Source organism: Pseudoxanthomonas sp. SE1 (genome assembly GCF_029542205.1).
Taxonomy (GTDB): Bacteria; Pseudomonadota; Gammaproteobacteria; order Xanthomonadales; family Xanthomonadaceae; genus Pseudoxanthomonas_A.
Genome location: NZ_CP113783.1, coordinates 482242 through 503907, shown reverse-complemented (window position 1 = coordinate 503907; position 21666 = coordinate 482242). Strand labels below are relative to the sequence as shown.

The 21666-nt window shown below is 67.0% G+C and carries 16 protein-coding genes; 5 read left to right on the top strand and 11 right to left on the bottom strand.

Annotated elements, in window-relative coordinates:
• Nucleotides 1–76: 76 nt before the first annotated feature.
• Nucleotides 77–2281, top strand: a complete 2205-nt coding sequence (locus OY559_RS02335) for a sensor domain-containing protein (protein ID WP_277728527.1) — start codon at nt 77–79, stop codon at nt 2279–2281.
• Here OY559_RS02335 and OY559_RS02330 read toward each other — a convergent pair.
• The 6 genes from OY559_RS02330 to OY559_RS02305 all read right to left on the bottom strand — a co-directional run bounded on the left by OY559_RS02330 (nt 2256) and on the right by OY559_RS02305 (nt 10843).
• Nucleotides 2256–3107: an NAD-dependent protein deacetylase gene (locus OY559_RS02330; RefSeq protein WP_277728526.1), complete on the bottom strand. Its 852-nt coding sequence runs from the start codon at nt 3105–3107 to the stop codon at nt 2256–2258. The genes OY559_RS02335 and OY559_RS02330 overlap by 26 nt on opposite strands.
• A 35-nt stretch (nt 3108–3142) precedes the next feature.
• Nucleotides 3143–4648: a tryptophan halogenase family protein gene (locus OY559_RS02325; RefSeq protein ID WP_277728525.1), complete on the bottom strand. Its 1506-nt coding sequence runs from the start codon at nt 4646–4648 to the stop codon at nt 3143–3145.
• Nucleotides 4649–4658: 10 nt separating this feature from the next.
• Nucleotides 4659–5675, bottom strand: coding sequence for a cupin-like domain-containing protein (locus OY559_RS02320; RefSeq protein ID WP_277729892.1), 1017 nt, complete (start codon nt 5673–5675; stop codon nt 4659–4661).
• Complete coding sequence (locus OY559_RS02315) at nt 5662–6369, bottom strand: SapC family protein (protein WP_277728524.1); 708 nt, start codon at nt 6367–6369, stop codon at nt 5662–5664. Before OY559_RS02315 ends, OY559_RS02320 begins: the two co-directional genes overlap by 14 nt.
• Before the next feature lie 124 nt (nt 6370–6493).
• On the bottom strand, nt 6494–9481 hold the full coding sequence (locus OY559_RS02310; RefSeq protein WP_277728523.1) for a TonB-dependent receptor: 2988 nt from the start codon (nt 9479–9481) through the stop codon (nt 6494–6496).
• A gap of 351 nt (nt 9482–9832) precedes the next feature.
• Nucleotides 9833–10843, bottom strand: coding sequence for a LacI family DNA-binding transcriptional regulator (locus OY559_RS02305; protein WP_277728522.1), 1011 nt, complete (start codon nt 10841–10843; stop codon nt 9833–9835).
• 403 nt (nt 10844–11246) lie between these two features.
• Here OY559_RS02305 and OY559_RS02300 point away from each other — a divergent pair, with 403 nt between their 5' ends.
• Both OY559_RS02300 and OY559_RS02295 read left to right on the top strand, forming a co-directional pair.
• Complete coding sequence (locus OY559_RS02300; protein ID WP_277729891.1) at nt 11247–12656, top strand: glycoside hydrolase family 30 protein; 1410 nt, start codon at nt 11247–11249, stop codon at nt 12654–12656.
• A 24-nt stretch (nt 12657–12680) separates the two neighbouring features.
• Nucleotides 12681–13487, top strand: a complete 807-nt coding sequence (locus tag OY559_RS02295; RefSeq protein ID WP_277728521.1) for a polysaccharide deacetylase family protein — start codon at nt 12681–12683, stop codon at nt 13485–13487.
• Nucleotides 13488–13512: 25 nt separating this feature from the next.
• Here the strand turns inward: OY559_RS02295 and OY559_RS02290 are convergent, their stop codons facing one another.
• From OY559_RS02290 to OY559_RS02275, 4 genes are all read right to left on the bottom strand, one after another.
• Nucleotides 13513–14520 (bottom strand): hypothetical protein, encoded by a 1008-nt coding sequence (locus tag OY559_RS02290; RefSeq protein ID WP_277728520.1) that lies wholly within the window; start codon nt 14518–14520, stop codon nt 13513–13515.
• Between the two features lie 51 nt (nt 14521–14571).
• Nucleotides 14572–14922: a hypothetical protein gene (locus tag OY559_RS02285; RefSeq protein WP_277728519.1), complete on the bottom strand. Its 351-nt coding sequence runs from the start codon at nt 14920–14922 to the stop codon at nt 14572–14574.
• A 137-nt stretch (nt 14923–15059) separates the two neighbouring features.
• The gene (locus OY559_RS02280) at nt 15060–15977 is read right to left on the bottom strand and encodes a sulfotransferase family protein (protein ID WP_277729890.1); all 918 of its coding nucleotides are present in this window, start codon (nt 15975–15977) and stop codon (nt 15060–15062) included.
• A 98-nt stretch (nt 15978–16075) separates the two neighbouring features.
• The gene (locus OY559_RS02275) at nt 16076–17086 is read right to left on the bottom strand and encodes a glycosyltransferase (RefSeq protein WP_277728518.1); all 1011 of its coding nucleotides are present in this window, start codon (nt 17084–17086) and stop codon (nt 16076–16078) included.
• Nucleotides 17087–17369: 283 nt separating this feature from the next.
• Here OY559_RS02275 and OY559_RS02270 point away from each other — a divergent pair, with 283 nt between their 5' ends.
• Both OY559_RS02270 and OY559_RS02265 read left to right on the top strand, forming a co-directional pair.
• Complete coding sequence (locus OY559_RS02270; protein WP_277728517.1) at nt 17370–18095, top strand: response regulator; 726 nt, start codon at nt 17370–17372, stop codon at nt 18093–18095.
• The gene (locus tag OY559_RS02265; RefSeq protein ID WP_277728516.1) at nt 18092–19507 is read left to right on the top strand and encodes an ATP-binding protein; all 1416 of its coding nucleotides are present in this window, start codon (nt 18092–18094) and stop codon (nt 19505–19507) included. Before OY559_RS02270 ends, OY559_RS02265 begins: the two co-directional genes overlap by 4 nt.
• A gap of 24 nt (nt 19508–19531) precedes the next feature.
• Here OY559_RS02265 and OY559_RS02260 read toward each other — a convergent pair whose 3' ends face one another.
• A complete protein-coding gene (locus tag OY559_RS02260) occupies nt 19532–21658 on the bottom strand; it encodes a TonB-dependent receptor family protein (protein ID WP_277728515.1) in 2127 nt (708 codons plus the stop codon).
• Between the last annotated feature and the right edge of the window lie 8 nt (nt 21659–21666).

Here is a 21666-nt window from a genome sequence, read left to right as displayed (position 1 = left end):
CGGGGACGGCTTAGCAGGGAGTGCCGTGGCGAACCCGGTCCATCAGGCGGAAACCGTTCTTGGGGAAGAACTGACCGTGAGGCCCACTGCCATCGCCATGCCGCCGCACTTCGCCGATGGTGCTCCCGACGTGTCCTGGGTCATCGACCACAGCGACAACGCGGTCGTGGTCTGCGACGACGCAGCGCACATCACCTGGATCAACCAGGGCTTCACGCGCATGCTCGGCTACACGCTGGAGGAAGCCGCCGGCCGACGCCCCAGCGATTTCCTGGCCGGCCCGCACACCGATCCGGAAACGGTCGAATGGGTGCGCGGCCAGTTGAACGTCCAGCAGGGCTACCGTACAGAACTGCTGGTCTACGCCAAGAGCGGCGTGCCGCTGTGGATCTCTGCGGTCGTCAATCCCGTCTTCGACCCCGAGCGCAACGTCCGCTACCTGCTCGGCGTCTATACCGACATCACCCACAGCAAGCTGCACGAGGAACTGCACCGCAAGGTGCTGGGTGCCATCGTCCGGGAGCAGCCGCTGCAGGAGGTGCTGACCCTGGTCTGCCGCGAAGTCGAAAAGGTCATGCCGGAAGCCGTGGCCTCGATCATCGCACTGGACGACTACGGCCGCCTTCGCCCGCTCGCGGCTCCCAGTCTGCCCGAGTCCATCGGCGCATTGATCGACGGCGAGCTCGCGGGTCCGATGGTCGGCGCCTGCGGCTCGGCCGCCTGGAGCGGACAGCCCGTCGAATGCAGCGACATCGAACGCGACCCGCGCTGGCAGGCGTACAACGCGCCGTTCCTGGCACTGGGTATCCGTGCGTGCTGGTCGAGTCCGATCAAGGCCCATGATGGGCGCGTGCTGGGCACGTTCGCGCTGTACTACTGGGAAAACAGGGCGCCGGACGATTTCCACCAGCGCGTGGTCGATGTCTGCCTGCACCTGTGTGCGTTGGCGATGGAACGCGAGCGCGCGCGTGCGCGCATGCACCAGCTCTCGTTCTTCGACACCCTGACCGGCCTGCCGAACCGTGCCCTGTTCAACAGCAAGGTCGAGCAGATGCTGCTGGGCGCCGCGCGACGCGACAGCGCCGTGGCGTTGCTGTTCATCGACATCGACCGCTTCAAGATCGTGAACGACACCCAGGGCCACACGGCCGGCGATGCGCTGCTGCGCGAGCTGGCCAAACGCCTGGGCAGCGAACTGCGCGAAGGCGACGTGGTGGCGCGACTGGCCGGCGACGAATTCGTGCTGGCCATTCCCGACCGCAGTGCGGAGGAGGCCGCCAACTTGGCCGATCGCCTGATGGCCAGGCTGTCCGAACCCCTGAGCGCAGGCCGGATGATGCTGACGCCGCAGGCCAGCGTGGGCGTGGCGATGTTCCCCGCCGATGGCTGGGATGTGGATTCGCTGGTACGCCATGCCGATATCGCGATGTACCGCGCCAAGTCCGAGGGCGGCGCGCGCATCGTGTTCTACAGCCTGGAAATGAACCAGGCGATGCAGGAGCGCCTGGCACTGGAGAACGCGTTGCGCGAGGCGGTCCGCAGCGGCCAGTTGCGCCTGCACTACCAGCCCCAGGTCGCGCTGGATGACGAAGCCCGGCTGCATGGCGTGGAAGCGTTGCTGCGCTGGCGCCATCCCGAGATCGGCGAAATCTCGCCCGCCACGTTCGTGCCGATGGCCGAGGAGTGCGGCCTGATCGACGAACTGGGCCGGTGGACGCTGGAAGAAGCGTGCACGCAGATGGCCGACTGGCGCCGTCGCGGCGTGCCGGTGCCGCGCGTCTCGGTCAACCTGTCGGCGATCAACTTCGAACAGCAGGACCTGCCGACCTTCATCGGCAATGTGCTGGGCAAGTGCGGGCTTTCCCCGTCCGAGCTGATGGTGGAAGTGACCGAGAGCGTGATGCTGGCGCAGAAACCCGAGGTGCTGGCCAACATCGATGCGATCCACCGCATGGGCGTGCGCCTGTCGATCGACGATTTCGGCACCGGCTACTCCAGCCTGAGCCATCTCCACCGCCTGCCGATCAGCGAGCTGAAGCTCGACATGAGCTTCGTGCGCGACCTCGAACACAGCGAGTCCGCGCGCGCGCTTACCACCTCCATCCTGCGCATCGGCGAAAGCCTGGCGCTGAAGGTGGTGGCCGAAGGTGTCGAGAATGCGGCGCAGCGCGCCGTGCTGGCCTCGCTCAACTGCGATCTGCTGCAGGGCTATTACGTCTCGCGCCCCCTGTCCCCGCACTCGCTGGAACGCTGGATCAGCCTGCAACCGCCGGTGGTGTGAGCGAAAGTCGCGCCTGGTCTTCCAGCAGGAAGCGCAGTGCGTCGCCACAAGGGGCCGCCACGCGAAACCGCAGCAGCTCATCGGCGCGCGTCCGCCCCAGATTCACGGCGACCACCGGGATATCCGCGCGCACGGCGGCGTGCACGAAGCGCAACCCGGAGTAGACCATCAGGGACGAGCCGACCACCAGCATCGCATCCGCACGCCGGAGGTGCGCCATGGCATGGTCAACGCGCACGCGCGGCACGTTCTCGCCGAAGAACACCACGTCGGGTTTGAGCAGGCCGCCGCAGGCTTCGCAGGCGGGTACGCGGAACGCGCTGAAGTCCCACCCTTCCAGGTCGGCATCGCCGTCGGGGGCCGCGACAGCATCGAGCGCCACCCAGTCGGGATTCGCGGACGCCAGGCGGACCTGCATGTCCGCGCGCGGAGAACGTGCCCCACATCCCGTGCACACCACGTGGTCGAGCCGGCCGTGCAGATCGACCACCGACCGGCTGCCGGCGGCCTGGTGCAGGCCATCCACGTTCTGCGTCAGCAGCATGTCCGATTGCCCGCGCGCTTCAAGCGTCGCCAGTGCGTGGTGCGCAATGTTGGGTCGGGCACGCGCAATGCGCGGCCAGCCCAGCAGACTGCGCGCCCAGTAGCGCTGGCGTGTGGCGTGGTCGCCCATGAATGCCTGGTAGGTCACCGGCGGCATGCGCTTCCAGGCGCCGTGTTCGTCACGGTAATCGGGAATGCCGGAGCCGGTGCTGCAACCCGCACCGGTCAGGACGAACAGGCGCCGGTGCGCGCTCAGGAAGGCGTCGAGTCGTGGGTCGCTCATGCCGGCAGCTTAGGCCATGCTGCCGGCGTGGTGTTTCACGGCCTGGGCGCGGGGCAATAGCTGCGCAGGTAATCCATGTGCGCGGGCATCTGGCGCGCCGTACCGAGCACATTGCTGCGGATGTCGTCGAGGAAGCGCTGGAGATCCTCTTTCGACATCACATCGGCGGTCGGGTGATAGCCCTTCGGGACCACGCCCTGTCCCAGCATGACCTGTATCCACGAATTCTCGCCGAACAGCTCGCCGGGCACGTGGAAGACCGTGCCCGTCTCGCGGAAGAGTTCGATCCTGTGCCGGAGCGTCGCGGGGATTTCCATCTCCGCTATGTCGCGCCAGTAGGGCGTGTCGCGACGGTCGCTGACCGCGTAGTGCATCACCACGAAATCGCGCACGTGCTGCAGTTCTTCGTCCAGGCGTGCGTTGTACTCGTCGATCGCCGGCTGCGTGATCGTATGCGGGAAGGTCTGCAGCAGCCGCACGATGCCGCGCTGGATCAGGTGGATGGTGGTGGACTCCAGCGGCTCGATGAAGCTGCCGGCCAACCCGAGTGCCACGCAGTTCTTCGCCCAGCATTGTTGCCGCTGCCCCGGCTTGAAGCGGATCGGCCACGGCTGCTTGATCACCTCGCCCTCCACACTGGACAGGAACTGCTCGCGCGCTTCGTCGTCGCTGATATGGCGGCTGGAGTACACGATCCCGTTGCCGACCCGGTGCTGCAACGGGATGCGCCATTGCCACCCCGCCGTCCCGGCGATGGCGCGCGTGTAGGGCACGGCATCGCGCACCGCGGTGGTCTGCGTGGCCAGCGCGCTGTCGTTGAACAGCCACCGTGACCAGTCGGTGTAACCAACGCCCAGCGTCTTGCCGATCAGCAGGGCACGGAAGCCGGTGCAGTCGATGAACAGGTCGCCCTCGATCACCTCGCCGCGCTCCAGCTTGATCGAGGAGATGCCGCCCTCGGCATCGGTGGCGACATCGACGATCTTGCCCTCGACGCGCTTGCACCCGTGGCGTTCACTGAATCCGCGCAGGAAGCGGGCGTAGAGCGCCGCGTCCATGTGATACGCATAATTCACGTGGTAGCGCGGCAGATGGGAGAAGCGGTCCTGAAGCGCGGCCTGGAGTTCGATGCAATAGTCGCTGTATTCGCTCGCCAGGCCTTCGGCCCGACCGCGCAGCCAGAAATGCTGGAAGCCTGCCGACCAGTGGTCCTTGCCGCTGGTGCCGAACGAGTGGATGTAGCGGTGGCCGACATCCTTCCAGTTCTCGAAGGAGATGCCCAGCTTCACGGTGCCCTGCACCGCCGCCATGAAATCCTGCTCCTTGATGTCGAGCAGGCGATGAAAGACCACCAGCGTCGGGATCGTCGCCTCGCCCACACCGACCGTCCCGATCTCTTCCGACTCGACCAGGGTGATGTCCAGGGTCTTGCCCAGCGTCTTGGACAGTGCGGCAGCGGCCATCCAGCCGGCGGTGCCGCCGCCGGCGATGACGACACGCTTGACGGTGCGGGGATTGGCCATCGGTTGCGACGTCTGCATGCAGGTTCACTCAACGGTTGAGGCGCTGCAGCAGCAGCGCGCGCAGGTGGCGGACACGGGCTTCATCGAGAGGCGCGAGCACGCGCCGTGCCGCTTCGGGCACGTGGCCGGCGTCCCGTTCCTCGTCATAGTCGAAAACATAGTGGTCGAACACGTCCTTCCACACCGCGCGCTCGTGCACGGGAAGGTCGCGCACGCTCATGATGGCCAGCATCAGTGCGTTCATCGGCGTATCCATCCACGCGGGCGACGCACGCCACCAGTAATTCACCAGCACGTTGAAAGCATCCAGGCCTTCCATGTGGTGCCACCACATGCTGGGGATGAACACCGCATCGCCCGGCTCCAACACCGCGGTCCGGGCCTGCTCCATGGCCTTGGCGAACCTCGGGAACCGCTCAGGATCAGGGGCGGCGAAATCGACCAGGCTCACCGCCTGCCCCGCGGGCGTGTGGTCCAACGGACCGATGTAGAGATTCTCCAGCTGCTCCGGCGGGAACAGCGTCACCCGGCGGCGACCCGCGACCACGCAGGCGAGGTTGTCCGGTACATCCTGGTGCGCGGCGATCCGGCTGCGGTTGCCGATCCAGATGCTGGCCAGTGGATCGCGCTGGCGGAGATCGACGTCGTTCTCGGCGCGGAATCCCGGCAGGAAGGTGTCGAGCGTGGTGGAGGCCACGTAGATGGAAGGCGGCGCTGCCGCATCGAGATACTTGCGCAGCGTGTCGAGCGCGACGGACAGCGGCACCTGCTCACGACGGAAATTGAAGCCGCTCAGGTCCTCGTTGTAGAACACGCGCCCCTTCGCCTCGGGCGGAGCGACGGTGGCCACGACGGGCATGCCGCCATGGTCGAACCGCTTGAGGTAGTCGATGCCCGCCACCGCCGATGCCCGTGCCGCCTGCACGACGGGCCAGGCCGAGACCAGCCCCCGCAGGACCACCGGCCGTGCTCCAAGCAGCACAGCCTCCGGCAGCGACTGCGGACCGCAGCCAGCGATCTCGTCGATGGGCTCAGCGACCGGCAGCACGGCGTTGGTTGGTCCGTTCGATCAGATCGCGGAAGCGCGACATCGATGCCAGCACCATGTAGACGGGCAGCAGATGGCCATCGCGCGCCAGTCGCTCCAGTGCATCTCCCGACAATGCCTGCAGCCGTGCCTCGTCGATGGTATGGAAGCCCGCGAGCCGGTTGTGCGATCCGTCATCCAGCTTCACGTCGAGCACGAACGATTCCAGCAGATCGTGCTCCAGCAAGGCGTCGATGAAGGCGGGCGTGGCGACGACGCCATCATGCAGCGCCAGCAGCACGGACTTCACGCGCTCCAGGAACTCCGTGGCACCGCCATGGTCATGGAACAGCGCCTCGCCACCCCCGTCGCGGACACGCGGGTGACCGAGATCGACATGCAGCAGCCGCTCTTCGCCGGATACCCCGACCAGGAAGGGCTGCCGCCTGACGGACAGCGGGACATACGTGGCGTCCCAGCGCTCCCCTTCGAGAAAGAGGTTTTCGCCCTCCCGCAGGCCGAACAGCGCCAGCGGAACGAAGCGCCCTTCGCCGTCGCGCGCGAACACGATCGGGTAGTGCGCCTGCAGCTCGCGGAACTCGGCAGGGAATGTCAGTGCCCGCATCACGGCATCGCCGAGTGCGGCGCCATGGCCGGCCCGCACGCGGAGCGTCCGGTGCTCGACATTGTTCAACAGGACGTGCTGGCTCATCGGCTCTCGCAGGCTACCGGGCGGAACAGCGCAACCCGTGGCATCGTGCCCGATCACATGGGGCAAAGAAAGACGGAGCCGCCGGACCTGCCGACGACTCCGTCCCTGGATCGCACCGCTGCGGTCAGAACTTGTACCGCAGGCCGAACATGTAGCGCGGGCCGGTCTGGGTGGCGAACCGCACCATGTTCTCGTGACGGGCGTGGGTGCGCATCGTCTCGTCGGTGAGGTTGATGCCTTCCAGGCTGATCGTCAGCTGTGGCGTCACCTGGTAGCTCACGTTCATGTCGAACTGGCCGTACTCTTCGACGTAGTTCGGGTTGTTGCCCTGCCCGCCGACGCCGTTGAAGAACTCGTCGCGCCAGTTGTACGCCGCGCGGACCTGCCACGGCCCCTTGTCGTAGAACGCCACCACGTTGGCCGAATCGCTCAGGCCCACCAGCGGGTACTGGTCACCCAGGTCCGTGTCGTCGAACGTCAGCCCCGAATCGACCTTGGTGTAGTTGGCCGCGATACCGAAACCGCTGTCGCCGAACAGGTGCTGGACATTGATCTCGAAGCCATCGAGCGTATCCGACCGCTGGTTGGCCGGAACGGTGATGTTGAACCCGGCGATCGGGTCGCCCGGTTGGCCCGTGATCGTACCGGCGACCGCATCGACACCCGGATCCCCGGCATGGTTGGCGAAGATGTAGTTGCGGATGCAGTCGCCGTCCGTCGCCAGGCAGCCCGCGGCGAGCGCATTGTTCCAGTAGGTGCCGCCCACCGGGGTATGCAGGGCGAACGGTTCTTCGCGCACGATGGTGTCGCTGATGAAGTTCTTGATGTCCTTGCGGAAGTAGCCGACCGAGAAGTAGCTGCCGGGGCTGTAGTACCACTCGAACGACAGATCGAAGTTGTCCGAAAGCAGGGGCTCCAGCGACGGGTCGCCGCGACTGCCGTCGCCGCCGGTGATACGGACGACATTGGCCAGTTGCTGGCCGCCGCGGATCGCACCCCAGCCGGGACGACCGATGGTCTGGCTGTAGCTGCCGCGCAGCACCATGCTGTCGCTGATATCCAGCTTCAGGTCCAGGTTCGGCAGGAAATAATCGTAGTCGCCCTCGCGCCGGCCAAACGTCTGCTCGGCCGCGTAGTTCACGTACAGCTCGTTCGCCGCCACCCAGCTGATGGTTTCGCCGACACGCTCGAGCGCCGTGGAAACGACTTCCGTCTTCTCGTAGCGGACACCCAGGGCCACATGCAGCGGCATGGACCAGTCGAACATCGTGGTCCACTGCACATAGGCGCTCTTCGACTTCTCGGTCGTGCGCATGTCGTCGGTGAACTCGGTCGGCATCTGGTAGCAGCTCGCGCAGCCGGATTCGTCGATCGCGGCCTGGCGCAGGCGCTCGAAGTCGAACACGAGGAACGCGTCGGTCCAGTTCGGGTTGTTGTGGTTGCCGAAGGCTTCGAAATAGCGCGACATGTGGTCGACGTACCAGATGCTGTCGTCATAGTCCGCCGGCGTGCCGACGCCACCCCAGGTATCGCGCTGCATCACGGACGAGGCCGACCGGTTCTGCACATCGATGGCCGACACGCCGAAGTCCAGCCCGGAGTAATCACCGAACTCGAAGCGGCCCTTGGCCTGCAGCTGTTCGACCTCGGACTTGTTGTAGCTGTTCTGGAACACCGAACCGGTCACCAGCGCCTGCGATGCGAGCACCTCGGTCTGGCCGGGCGGCAGTTGGACGTTGACGATCGGGATCTCGCCGCTGTAATCGACCGTGGTGGTACCGCGCACATACGCAGCCACGCCGAGCACGCCGGCCGACCCGAGCGGACTGTCCGGCTTCGATTCGGAACTGGAGTTGTGGTAGTCGAACTCGAGATTGAGATTGTCGGTGACTTCCCACTCGACGTTGAAGCCCAGCGAATCACCGGTGGTCTTGGTCGCCAGCTGCATGCCGCCCATCGAAAGGTCGGCGTTGGTCATGTCTTCGGAATAGATGATCGGCGCCGCAACCGGGCCATCGGTCCATGAACTGTCGCCCGGGCCGTAGTTGAACCACACCGACAGCTCGCTGCGCTGCTGCTGAACCTTGTTCTCGATGTAGTTGTAATCCAGCGTGGTCGTCACGTTGTCGGTCGGCGCCCACTGCAGCGTCACCTGGCCGTTGGTGCGCTGGCGCTGCACGCCGTTGACGCTGTAGCCGGTGTTCTGCGGACGCGCGTAGACATCGTCCAGGCCCGGACGGTTGTCGATGCGGTCATAGTAGGTTTCGCCGGGAAGCGGCAGGCGCTGCCAGCTGTTGGAGTTGTCGCCGTAGAAGGTCAGCCAGCCATCGGCCACCGATGCCTGGTTGAAGCCGGAATCACGCTCCTGATAACTGCCGCTGAGCGCGACGCCGAAACGGCCATCGGCATAGGTCTGGCTGAAGATGCCCGACATCTCGCCCGTGAAATCGCTGCCCTGCATGGTCTTCGGCAGGTTGCCGTTGGAGCTGTCGTTGACCGCCTTCAGGCCAAACGTCGCGACCGGCTCGGCCTGCAGCGGACGCGCTGTACGCACGTCGATGGTGGCGCCGATGCCGCCGGTCGGATTGTCGGCGCGACCGGTCTTGAACACGCGGATCTCGGACACCGATTCGCTCGCCAGGTTGGCGAAGTCGAACGAGCGCGAGGTGGACGAGCCCGCACCGCCGCTGCCCAGGTTGGACGCCGGCATCTGGCGACCGTTGAGCAGCACCAGGTTGTAGTCCGGCCCCATGCCGCGCACGGTGACCTTGGAGCCTTCACCGCTCGACGTGCGATCGATCGACACACCGCTGATGCGCTGGAGCGATTCGGCGAGGTTGGTATCCGGGAACTTGCCGATGTCCTCGGCGACGATGCCATCGACGACACCCTGCGCATCGCGCTTGAGGTTCATCGAGGACTCGAGGCTCGCGCGGATGCCCTTGACCACGACGGTATCCAGCGTGGCGGGATCCACCTCGCCTGCGGTCGCGGGCGCCGGCCCGGCGTTGCCCTGGGACTCGGTCTGCTGGGCCCATGCGGGTCCTGCGAGTGCGAGCAGCAATGCGGATGTAAGCACCCGCTTTCTTGGAACGGATTGCACTTGCTTCATGGACTTTCCCCTCTCCGGAAATTCACGAATGGCGTTGGTGTGTGTGCTCGAGGCCTCTGTCCCCTTTCACATTGGGCCGAATTGGACGCGTGATTGACAGCGTTGTCAACTTTCCGTGATTCGATGAGTGATTTGAAGAAAAAGGCTTGTTTCAAGCACTATTCTTCATGTTGCGTCGCAGCTGAAACCGTTTTCTCTCCTGCGTGCCGCTGCAGGGAAACTGAAAATAATTCCTGCTCGACCACACGGAAGGTTTTCTATTGGTATGGAATGCGCGCACGGCTTCCACCTTCCCGGACGCGCTTGGCGCCGCCGGGATCCAGGACCTAGCCGGTGAGGAATGCGCCTGCTTCAGCGCCGCGCGGGTGGCTGCGTCGATTCGCGGAACAGCACTTCGTGTTCTACGTGCACCATGCTCCCGGCATCCGCCGTGCGGATGCGCGCCAGCAGTTGCAACGTGGCCAGCCTGCCCATTTCAGACGTGGGCTGCCGCACCGTCGTCAACGCGGGATAGATGTGGCGCGCGATGGGCGTGTCATCGAAGCCGCACACCGAAATGTCGCGCGGCACCGCCAGCCCGCGCTCGCACGCCGCGCGGATGACGCCGGCGGCCATGTCGTCGTTGGCCGCGAAGATCGCGGTCGGTGGCCGGCGCAGGTCGAGCAGCCGATTGCCGGCTTCGATGCCGGACTCGAACGAGAAGGCGCCCTGCACCACCAGCTCCGCGTCGTACTCCAGCCCCGATGCACGCAATGCGTCCTTGTAACCCTTGAAGCGCCACTGGCACGCGCCATGCGCTGGTGGACCCTTGATGTGGCCGATGCGGCGATGGCCTTGCGCCAGTAGCCCGGCGATCAGTTCGAGCACGGCGGCCGTCTCGTCCATCATCACGCCGATGCGGTGCTCCGGATGCTTCGGCGCGATGCAGGCGAATGGAACTTCATGCTTTTCCAGGAATTCCAGCACCACGGGATCGTCGGTCAGCGGAGGAATCAACACCACGCCGTCCGGCGCGAAGTGCTCGAACACCACCTTCAGATCGTCGGCCTTGCGCTGCTTCGGCGCACCGACCGGTGCCAGCACCAGGTTGTAGTGGTTGTCGCGGCAGGCATCCAGCATGCCGCTCTGGATCTCCATCAGGTAGTTGCGCGACGGGTTGTTGTAGACCAGCGCGATGACATACGAGCGCTGCCCGGCCAGGCTGCGCGCCGACAGATTGGGACGGTATTGCAGCTGGTCGACGGCCTTCATGACCCGCTGGCGCATTTCTTCACGGACGTTCGGCTCATTGTTGAGCACGCGCGACACGGTCTTCATGGACACGCCTGCAGCCGCAGCCACGTCTTCGATCCGACTACGCATTGGGATGCTCCTGCTCCACTCGTCCACCCTCCCGGCACGACGCCGGATTCTGACAGCGATGCCCGCTGCTTGGATACCGCACGACCCGCCCCTCGATCAGTACGACATGCCGCACCATCACGGGTGGGACCCTGCGGTGCCGGTGATCACGCGCAAACCGTTGCTGCACGGCAACACACATCCGATGCACGCACGCGATGGACGCTGCATGCATCCCGTTTTCCGCCACCCGGCGCGCAATCGGTTGACAGCAAGGTGTAGCAACGCTATGACAGCGCTGTCAACTACCGTGCATCCGACGCCCCCACGCGGCGGCCGGCTGCACACTTCCACACGAGGCGCCGACATGCATTCCACCCCATCGTTCTCCGCCATTACGCTTGGCGTGGCCCTGGCCGCCGGAATGGCGGGCGCGGGTGCCGCCGCCCCCCGGGAGACCTCCATGCCATCCGCCCCCACGGTGACCATCTACACGACCGCGCAGGGCTCCTCCCAGCGCCTCAGCGAAACAGGCACCGTCGCGCTCACGCCGGGGCACACGCTGACGGAGGTCGAGACATCGGTCTTCGTGGACCCCGCCGTGCGGTTCCAGTCGTTGCTGGGCATCGGCGGCGCCATCACCGACTCGACCGCCGAGGTCTATGCCGGGCTCCCGCCTGCGAAACAGGCCGAATTCATGCGTGCGTACTACGACAAGCAGGAAGGGATCGGCTACTCGCTGGCACGCACCACCATCCACAGCTCCGATTTCAGCTCGGCCAGTTACACCTACATCGAGGAAGGCGACAAGGCGCTGCAGACGTTCTCGATCGACCATGACCGCCAGGCCCGCCTGCCGATGATCAAGCAGGCCATCGCCGCCGCCGGCGGCGAGCTGCCCTTGTTCGCCAGTCCATGGAGCGCGCCCGCCTTCATGAAGACCAACAACCACATGCTGCGTGGCGGCGCGCTGCTGCCCGAGTACCGGCAGGCATGGGCGAACTATTTCGTCAGGTTCATCCAGGCCTACGAGAAGGAAGGGGCGCCGATCTGGGGCATCACCGTGCAGAACGAACCGATGGCCACGCAGACGTGGGAGTCGATGCTGTACACGGCCGAAGAAGAGCGCGATTTCCTCAAGCAGCACCTCGGCCCGACCATGCACGCGGCCGGCTACGCCGACAAGAAGATCATCGTGTGGGACCACAACCGCGACATGATGCTGTACCGCGCCCAGGTGATCCTCGGCGACCCGGAGGCAGCGAAGTATGCCTGGGGCCTCGGTTTCCACTGGTACGAGACCTGGGCGGGCTTCGACCCGATGTACCGCAACGTGGCGGCGGTGACGCAGGCGTTTCCCGACAAGCCGGTGCTGCTCACCGAGGCGGCGGTCGAGAAGTTCGACCCGGCGCGCTACCAGCACTGGCCGAATGCCGAACGCTACGGGACTTCGATGATCCACGACCTCAACAACGGCGCCGTCGGCTGGACCGACTGGAACATGCTGCTGGACGAGAAGGGTGGCCCGAATCACGTGGGCAACTACTGCTTCGCGCCGCTCCACGCCGATACACGCACCGGCGAGCTGATCTACACGCCCAGCTACTACTACATCGGGCACTTCTCGAAGTTCATCCGTCCCGAAGCGCGTCGCGTCAGCACCGCCACCAGCCGCAGCACCCTGCTGGCGACGTCCTTCGCCAATCCCGACGGACGCCTGGCCACGGTCGTGATGAACCCCACCGACAAGGAGATCGCCTACAACTTCTACGTAGGCCAGGCCTCGGCCGTGGTCACCATCCCGGCGCGCGCGATCCAGACCCTGGTGCACTGACCACACGGCTTAGGAGAGTCCGCCATGCGTCCGCTGCTTGTCATGTTGCTGTTGCTGCCGGGCGCACCCACCTCCGCCGCAGATGCTTTCGCGTGGCCCGATGGACGTCGTGCCGCCGTGAGCCTGGCCTACGACGATGCGGTTCCGTCGCAACTGGACAACGCAATTCCCGCGCTCGACCGCCACGGCCTGAAGGGCACGTTCTATCTGACGCTGTCCTCCGACACGTTGCGTGCGCGGCAGCAGGAGTGGGTGTCCGCCGCACGCAACGGCCACGAGCTGGGAAACCACAGCCTGTTCCACCAATGCTCGGGCTCCCGGCCTGATCGCGCATGGGTGGAGGCACACCGCGATCTCGACAGCGTCACCGTGGCGCAGATGCGCGACCAGGTGCTGCTGGCGAACGTCATGCTGGCCGCGCTGGATGGCAGGCACGAACGGACCATGACCGTGCCCTGCGGAGATACGCGGGCGCGCGACGGCAATTATGTCGACGCCGTCGCGCCGGCATTCGTGGCGATCAAGCTGGGACAGGGCGGCGTGATCGAGGACATGGCGACACTCGATCCGATGGCGGTGCCGGTCGACGTTCCGGTCGAGGTGACCGGCGAAGCGCTGATCGCCCGCGTCGAAGAGGCGGCGCGAAAGGGCACGATGGTCAACTTCACCTTCCATGGCATCGGCGGCGACCACCTCGCTGTCTCCAGCGACGCACACGAAGCATTGCTGCGGCACCTGGCCGCCCATCCCGACGTGTACTGGGTGGCGCCGTTCGTGGACATCATGCAGCACGTCGCCCGCGTACGTGCAGCGAAGAACGCCGGGCCCTAGCGCGCACGCAAAGGCTGCGCGGCGCTCAGCGACTGCACGCGGCGAGTTTCTGGCGGGCGTGCCACACGGCGCGCCACGCCAGCGTGTAGGCCATGTCCGCTTCACGCGGCAACAGGTGTTCGGCGCGCACGGGATCGGCACCGTGGGCGAAGGCGTACTCGATGCCTTCGAGCTGCGACAGGTGCAGGCGCACCGGCCGTGCGAACTCGGCGAGCAGCGATGCCCGGCAGTGGGCGAAATCCTGTCCGAGGATCGCCAGTTGCTCGTGGATGGCCCGACTGGCCGCGCCATCGAGCCCGGGCGCCGGCTTCTCTGCGATCGGCGCGGCCTTGTAGGCATCGCCGGTGGCTTCGCTGCCCAGGTCCGCCACCCGCTCGTGCAGCGCGGGGTTGAAGCGCACCGACGGGGGTGGTCGCGCACGCGCGGGTTGGTCTCCCGTGCCGAGCGGTATGCTCACCGCGCCGCCGGTCACCGAACCATGCGCATTCTCCAGTGCGACATCGCCCGCGGTGCCCTTTCCCCGCCATGCGCGATCGAAGCGGGTCTCCCGATAGTCGATCGGGTTGATGCGATCGAATGGACCGCGCGCATCCGCCTGCCGTGCGCCGGGTGCGCTGCCAGGTGGCCGACCTGGCGCAGGTGCTGGCATGCCGATGCCATCGGGCACGCGAAGGCGTCCGTCGCGCCCGTAGAGCATGGCGCGCAGCTCTGTCTGTCGCGCGGTTACAGGGGCCTGCGATGCGGAAGACGCGACTGGATGGACCGGCGATGCTGCACCCCCGCGTGACGCGGCATCGGTATGCGTGGACTGGGGCGGTCGTTCCTCCGCCGCACGATCACGGGTGATGAAGCGCAGCCGCAACGACGGCTCCTCCATTCCCTCCCCTTGCGACACGGGACGCTGGGACATCAGTACCAGCAACGCAAGCGCCACCACGGCCGCGCTGGCGGCGCCTGCGATGAGGCGGTCCAGCACGTCCGTCGTCAGCCCCTGCGTTGGCACGCAGGCACGCACATCACGCTCAGGTGGCACGCAAGGCCATGATGGCAGGCGATCGCTCGCAGTCCGGATACGGCGATGGGATCACGCCGGATCTTCTTCGTCTTCGGGCGGGTGGGATCGAGGCACGAAACCCTGCTCCCCGAGGCACGCATCCAGCAGCGCGTGCTGGTCGTCGGTCAATGCCGGAGGTGCATGTCGATCATCGGAGGATGGCGGCGGCAGATCGAGTTCGTCCGCGCAGGCCTCGACCGCTTCTTCAAAATCGGTGGGCGGGAGCGGCATGCCGCCATGGCCTCGCGCATGGGGTGGCGGGCCGCCCGGCCCGAACGGGGGCGGCGGACGGTGCGGCGGCGGGAGAGACGTGCAGCAGGCGGCGAGGCCGAAGGCCATTCCGGCAAGAGCCAGGCCGCGAAAGAACGGGACGTAGGACAAAGGATCTCCTCGCAGGGTCACGGAAGGGAAGGATGATGTCGCCACAGGGCCGGCACGGAGGGACGGAACGGGACGTGGGAGAGGGGTGGCCACCGCGCCGTCCCTCCATGCCGGGTGGAACAGGGATGCAGCATGGCTCATGCATGTGGCGCGCGGATGCCGGCGTGTGTCAGCGCCGTCGCACCGGGTGCAGGCGCATGCGCGCCCGCGCGCTTGCCTGCGCGGGCGGCGAGCGCGGACTCTACCCAGCAGCGCTGCGACGCATCGAGAACGTCGCCGAATGCATCGCGGGCACGAAGGGGCTGCAGGTTGCCCGTTTTCCATGGCTCGTCCGCGCGGATCAGGCCGCCCGCCATCGCGCGGTAGCGCGACCACAGCGTGTCGTCAGGCTCGCACCCGAGGAACGCCAGCACGCGCGCCATGCTTTCGCGCGGCTCACGCACCAATGCTTCATAGCTCACGTGCAGGTGCCGCGGATCGCCGCGCCAGCGCTCGCTTTCCTGTCGCGCGGTGTCCCACCGGTCCACGCACTTCTCCAGCGACAGGAACGGCCTCCAACCGGGATGCTCGCGGGCGGCGCGATAGAGCGAGCCCACCACCTGCCTGCCGTCACGCTCGATATGTATGAAGCGTGCGTCGGCGACATGCGCACGCAGGCCATCGATGTAGAACAGGTGATCCGGCGTCTTCTCCACCCAGACGGGCTTGTGCACGACCAGCGCATGCGCGTCCAGCGTACGGACGAAGGCCTGCATCTGCGTGCGCAGGCGCCCCCGACCCTCATCGGGCACGTGAGCCGGAAGGTCCAGTTCGCGAAGGAACGCCCACGCGCGCGCGGCGCGACGCGGATCGACCAGGCCCCACTTCGCAAGCGATTCGCGTCGCCAGCACTTCAGCAGGGCCACGGGGCTACGAGGCCGGTCGGCAGCACTGCGGCGATGCTCTTCGCTGCCAAGCAGCCGCGGCAGGAAGTGCGTTTCGGGCAGGGACCGGATATGACGGTGCGCATGCAACAGCGATTGAAGCAGCGTCGTGCCCGAGCGCGGACATCCCACCAGAAATACCCGACGCCGGACGTGGCCGTGCCCTGACGGGTCGGCCGCTTCGCGCAAAGCCTCCGCGAGACGGGCGTGCTGCTGCAGGCGCCGCGGGTTCACGGCGCACAATCCGCGACCACGCGCCGCGCAGCGTCGCCCATCAGCGCAGGGACAATGGCCCGCATGCGCGCGTGGAACTGACGGCGGCTGGCCAGGTAGTGCGTGCGCGCTGCCTCGGCCATCGCTGCGCGCTGCAGTCCGGTGAGGCACAGCGCGTAGTCGACGGCCTGTTCAATGGCTTCAACGGTCACGTCATGGGTCAGCGCCAGGCCCTGCCGATGCCCGGGTCTCGCGCCGATCATCACGCCTCGATCGTGCGTCACGTGCTCGTTCATCGGCGCCGCATCGGTGGCCAGCACGATAGCCCCGACACTCATCGCTTCGACGAGATGGTGCCCGTATCCTTCCACTTCCGACGGGCACACATGGAATACGTGCCGGTTCTGCAACCAGCGCAAGGAACCATCGTCGAGGTAGCCGATCCGGTGCTCGATGTTCGGTGCCGCCGGCCCGGGGCGCGCGTGGCGCTCGGCCTGGACGACCGTCAACCGTGGCCACTCCGGATGCCGGCGCCATGCCGTCAGCAGCACTTCGGTGCCCTTGGCCGCACTGCTGCCGGCGAGATGGAAGAAGGCGCGCTCGCGCGGCACCGACACATCACGCCGATCTTCGCTGCTGAAGCCGATGTACGCCGTCGGGCATCCGCGCGCTTCGAAGATGCGCTGCGCATGCCGGGTCTTGCACAGGACCAGGTCGAACCGCGGCAGCAGCGGACGCCACCTGTCGAGCAGCCACTCGGGATTGGGCACCAGCACGTTGCGCTTCGACAGCGGCAGGCAACGCGGGTAGATGCGCTCCAGGAAGATCTGCAGATCGGTCCGGCCATGCCGAAGCCGGCGTACCCACAGGTCCAGCTCCATCGCCTTGCCCGAGCGCCCACCCGCCCCGAAAGCCACCCGTTCGCAGTCGAAGCCTGCCTGGAACAGGCCTTCCGCCATCAACCGCAGGTCGCGACTGAGGCCAACCCCGTTGTCGCGGGTGAGCAGGCGCAGGGAGGGAGCGGGCATGGCATGCGCCGGTGTCGGGGGAAGTCGCAGCCTGCGTGCGCCATGTCGCCTGCATTTGCCCGTGCGTGTCACCGCACCCTCCGGGCTGCGACACACGCCGTCACATGCCGACACATCGGCGGCACGCATGCAGGGCAGGCTGCCCCCATGTTGGCGCCAGACCAACCGTGTCCTCGATCCCAAGGAATCCTCGCCGCCACGCCGTGTGGCGGCTTCTTTTCCGGGGCAGGGCCGGTCGGGGAATGGCGCATACTTCCCACGAACGCTGCTGCGACGCTGCAAGATGGACCTGAGTTCCTACATCCTGGTGGTCGATGACGACCCCGAACTGCGCACCCTGATCGGCGATTTCCTGCGCGAACACGGGTATCGCGTGGACGTGGCGGCCGATGTCGCCTCGATGCGCGAGGCGATCGCCCGACGTCGTCCCGACCTCGTGGTACTGGACGTGATGATGCCGGGCGAGGATGGCCTGTCGGCCGCGCGGCGGCTTGCGAGCGAAGCCGGTCCGCCGGTCATCATGCTCAGCGCGCTGGGCACGGACACCGATCGCATCATCGGGCTGGAAGTCGGCGCAGACGACTACCTTGCCAAGCCCTGCAATCCGCGCGAACTGCTGGCGCGCGTGCGCGCCCTGCTCCGGCGCAATCCACCGCCGACCGACGACGAGCCCGCAGCTGCATCGGCGAGTGGACTGCAGTACCGTTTCGACGGCTGGAGCCTGGACGTCGCGCGGCGGGAGCTGCGCGATCCCACGGCCACACACATCGTGCTGTCCGATGGCGAGTTCACCCTGCTGCGCACTTTCGTCGAGCACCCGCAACGCGTCCTGAGCCGCGACCAACTGCTGGACTACGCGCGCGGCCACAACGTCGACGTCTATGATCGCGCGATCGACAGCCAGGTCAGCCGCCTGCGCCGCAAGCTCAGCGAACGCGGCGGCAAGGAGATGATCCGCACGGTCCGCAACGAAGGCTACATGCTGCTGCCGTCCGTGGTGCGCCGGTGACCGCGCGCCTGCGTCGCCTGCCGCTCTTCGCGCGGACCTTCCTCCTGCTGCTGGCTGCACTGGTGGTGGCGTACGCGATCGGCATGGCGGTGCTGCTGTACCGCCCGCCGGTCGATGGCATCGCCTTCAGCGAACTGACGGCCCTGCTGTCGTCGCGCATGCCCGCCACCGGCCCGGATCTGACGGTCTACGACGCCGGGCAGCCCCCCGCACCCGATCCTGCACGCTATCGCGCCTCGCCCTTCGTACGTGACCTGCTGGCGCAATGGCTTGGCAGCGATGTACAGCACGTGCGCTTCTACCACCTGCAAGGCCCCCAGCCGTTCTCTCCCCCGCCGCGCATGCCCGCCGGCCCGCCCCCGATGCCCGGCGACGGCATGCAGGCACCGCCCTTGGATGGACCCGCACGTGCGCCGGAGGACGTGGGCAACCCGGGTACGCAACGGTTCCCGCCGGGCTGGCGGCCTGATGCGCCGCTGCGGGGCGACTTCGTGGCGGCATTCCGCCAGGCCGACGGGCGCTGGCGGGTCGTCGAGAACACGCGCAACCGCGCGAGCTTCATCACCCGGCTGGCGACGCTGTTCCTGGCCGGCATGCTGGCCCTGCTGCCGCTGGCATGGTGGTTCTCGCGCGCCCTGGCCGCGCCGATCCGCGAGTTCACGCGTGCCGCCGACCGCATGGGGCGCGAGACCGGCGCGCCGGCATTGCCGCTGACGGGCCCCAGCGAGATCGCCAGCGCGGCCGCCGCGTTCAATGCGATGCAGGCCCGCCTCGACCGGCTGCTGCAGGAGCGCAGCGAAATGGCCGGCGCGATCGCGCACGACCTGCGCACGCCGCTCGCGCGGCTGGCGTTCCGGCTGGATGCGCTGCCGGCCGAGGGCCGCGCCAAGGCCAGCGCCGACATCGCCGAGATGTCGCAGATGATCGATGCCACGCTGGAGTTCATCCACGACCAGAATCGCCTGCGCGCGCACGAGTCGCTCGATCTGCGCCTGCTGGTGGAAAGCGTGGTCGACAACCTGCGCGATATCGGACACGACGTGCAGCTTGCCGACGGTTCGCCTGCACCGATGAAAGGCGACCCGTTGTCGCTGCGGCGCATGGTGGCCAATCTGGTCGACAACGCGCTCAAGTACGGACAACGGGCACGGCTTGCGCTGACGGCGGAGCGGGACGGTTACCGCCTGCAGGTGGACGACGACGGTCCCGGTATCGATCCCACGCAGGAAGCGCAATTGTTCATGCCCTTCGTGCGCGGGGATGCCTCGCGCAATCGGGCCACGGGCGGAATCGGCCTGGGCCTGGCATCCGTGAAATCCACGGCAGTCGCGCACGGTGGCGATGTATCGCTGTCGAACCGCAGTAGCGGCGGACTGCGCGCCAGCGTCCATCTTCCCCACCGATTGACGTAGGCGCGCCAGAAGGCCGATGCGCCGTCAGCGGTCCGCCCAGTGCCAGCGCAACCCCACGGTGAACGTGCGCCCGGCACCGGGCTCGTAGAACCGGCCGTTGCCTTCGTTGACGATGACGGAACCGATATGGAACCGGTCCAGCGCGTTGTCGATGCGGGCGAAGCCCTGCAGGCGCCCGCTGCCGGCGGGCCAATCGCGCACCAGTTCGAGGTTGAGCAGGCCATGGCCCGGGGCGCGTTCGCTGCCGGTATCGTTCACCGTGACCGCGCCGACGCCCAGCAATTGCGCCGCAGCACTCCACTGCTCGCCCTGCCAGCCCAGGCGCACCGATGCCTGTTGTCGGGCAATCCCGGGAATGCGCGTGCCGGCCGCGACCTGCACGCCCGGCGTGGTGCAGCCGCTTGAAGTGCAGATGGGAAAGCCGTCGCGGAACGTGGCATCCAGCCACGTGTAGGCCAGCTGCAACCGCCATGCGGTGTGGAGTTGCAGACCGGCCTGCAGTTCCACGCCTTGGCGCCGTGCGGCGCCGGCATTGCGGTAGCTGCTCCGGCCAGCCACGTTGCGTGCGACCGCGAGCTCGTCGTCGGTATCGGCGCGGAACAGCGCCGCTTCGACACGGGCGCCCCGCCCATCCCGCCATTTCATCCCCACCTCTACGTTCCGGCTGACCGCCGGCCGCAGATCGAACGCCAGCCCTGCACCGCCATCGGCGCGATAGCCGATCTCGTTGAACGTCGGCGTCTCGAAGCCGCGCCCGATGGATGCATACAACCGCAGCGTGTCGGTGGGCGCGTACACGAGCCCCGCCACCGGCGTAGTGCGTTCGTACGTCACCTGGCCACTGTCGTCAGGATTGGCGACGGTGACATAGGCATCCCGCGAGCGGAACGCAACCCGGCTGTGGCGGGCGCCGGCCAGCAGCGACCAGTGGGATGCGAACCGCCACCACGCTTGCGCATACTGGTCGACATTCCCCACTTGGTTGCGCTCGTCGCGACGCAGCGTGCCCCGCACGCCCTGCACCGTGCCGACGAAATTCTCGTAGCCGCGACGATGCTGGCGCTGCCGATCGGCATTCGTGCCTGCACTGACCTCGAACGGACGTCCGGCAAGTTCGCCCGTCCATGACCAGCGCAGGTCTGCCCCGCCGTAGTCGTTGTCGAGATCGATCACGCCGCCGGCGTTGAGTGGATTGGCCTGCGCCGTGCCCGGCAACGCGAGGTATTGCTCGACGTCGCGCCGTCCACCATAGGCCATCGCACGCAGCAGGTGTCCGCTGGCGAAAGGCCATTCGTACACGGCACCCAGCTGGTCCTGCCGGACGGACTTCCGCGTGTCGAACTGCGTCGCCACCGGCGTCGCCTGGCGCGGATCCTGCCATGCCTGCGCACGCGTAAGGCCCAGCGGATCCTCGGCGTCGGGCGCGCCGAAATGATTGAAGACCAGGTCCAGCGTAGCGCGGCCCGGCTTCAACCGGACTTTCGCATTCAGCGAGTCGCGCCCCGCCGCGCTATGCGCGCGGTAGCCGTCCGTCTCCAGCATCGACGCCGCCACGCTGTAGCCCACGATATCGCGGGCACCGCGTATCCGCGCGCCCAGTACACGGTTGCCGTGGCTCCCCACGCTTGCCTGCACCCGGGCTTCATGGCCTTCCCCGGGAACGTCGCTCCACAGTTGGATCACGCCGCCGGAAGAATTGCCATGCAGGGCGGAGAACGGCCCCCGCAGCACCTCCACGCGATCCGCGCCCAGCATGTTGAAGTGGGATACCTGGCCCTGCCCGTCGGGCATTGTCGCAGGCACGCCATCGGCGTACAGACGCAATCCGCGCACGCCAAAGGTCGAGCGCGCGCCGAAGCCTCGGATCGAAAGCTGCGTGTCCTGCGCGAGATTCTGCCGTTCGCGCGCGAGCAGCCCGGGGACGCCGACCAGCACTTCCGACAACGCGGACTGCGATCGCGCGCCGCCGTCGCCCACCACGATGGTATCGGCCGAGGCCGGCACGTCGAAGGCATCTACCGATTCAAGACGCGTAGCGACGACCACGACGCGGTCGAGCGTCTCCGCGGCCACTGGCTGCCCTTCCTCTGCCAGGGCGACGGCGCATGGCATGAGCAGCAGGCTGCCGAGTTTCCAACGGATTCGCGACATCGCTCGCA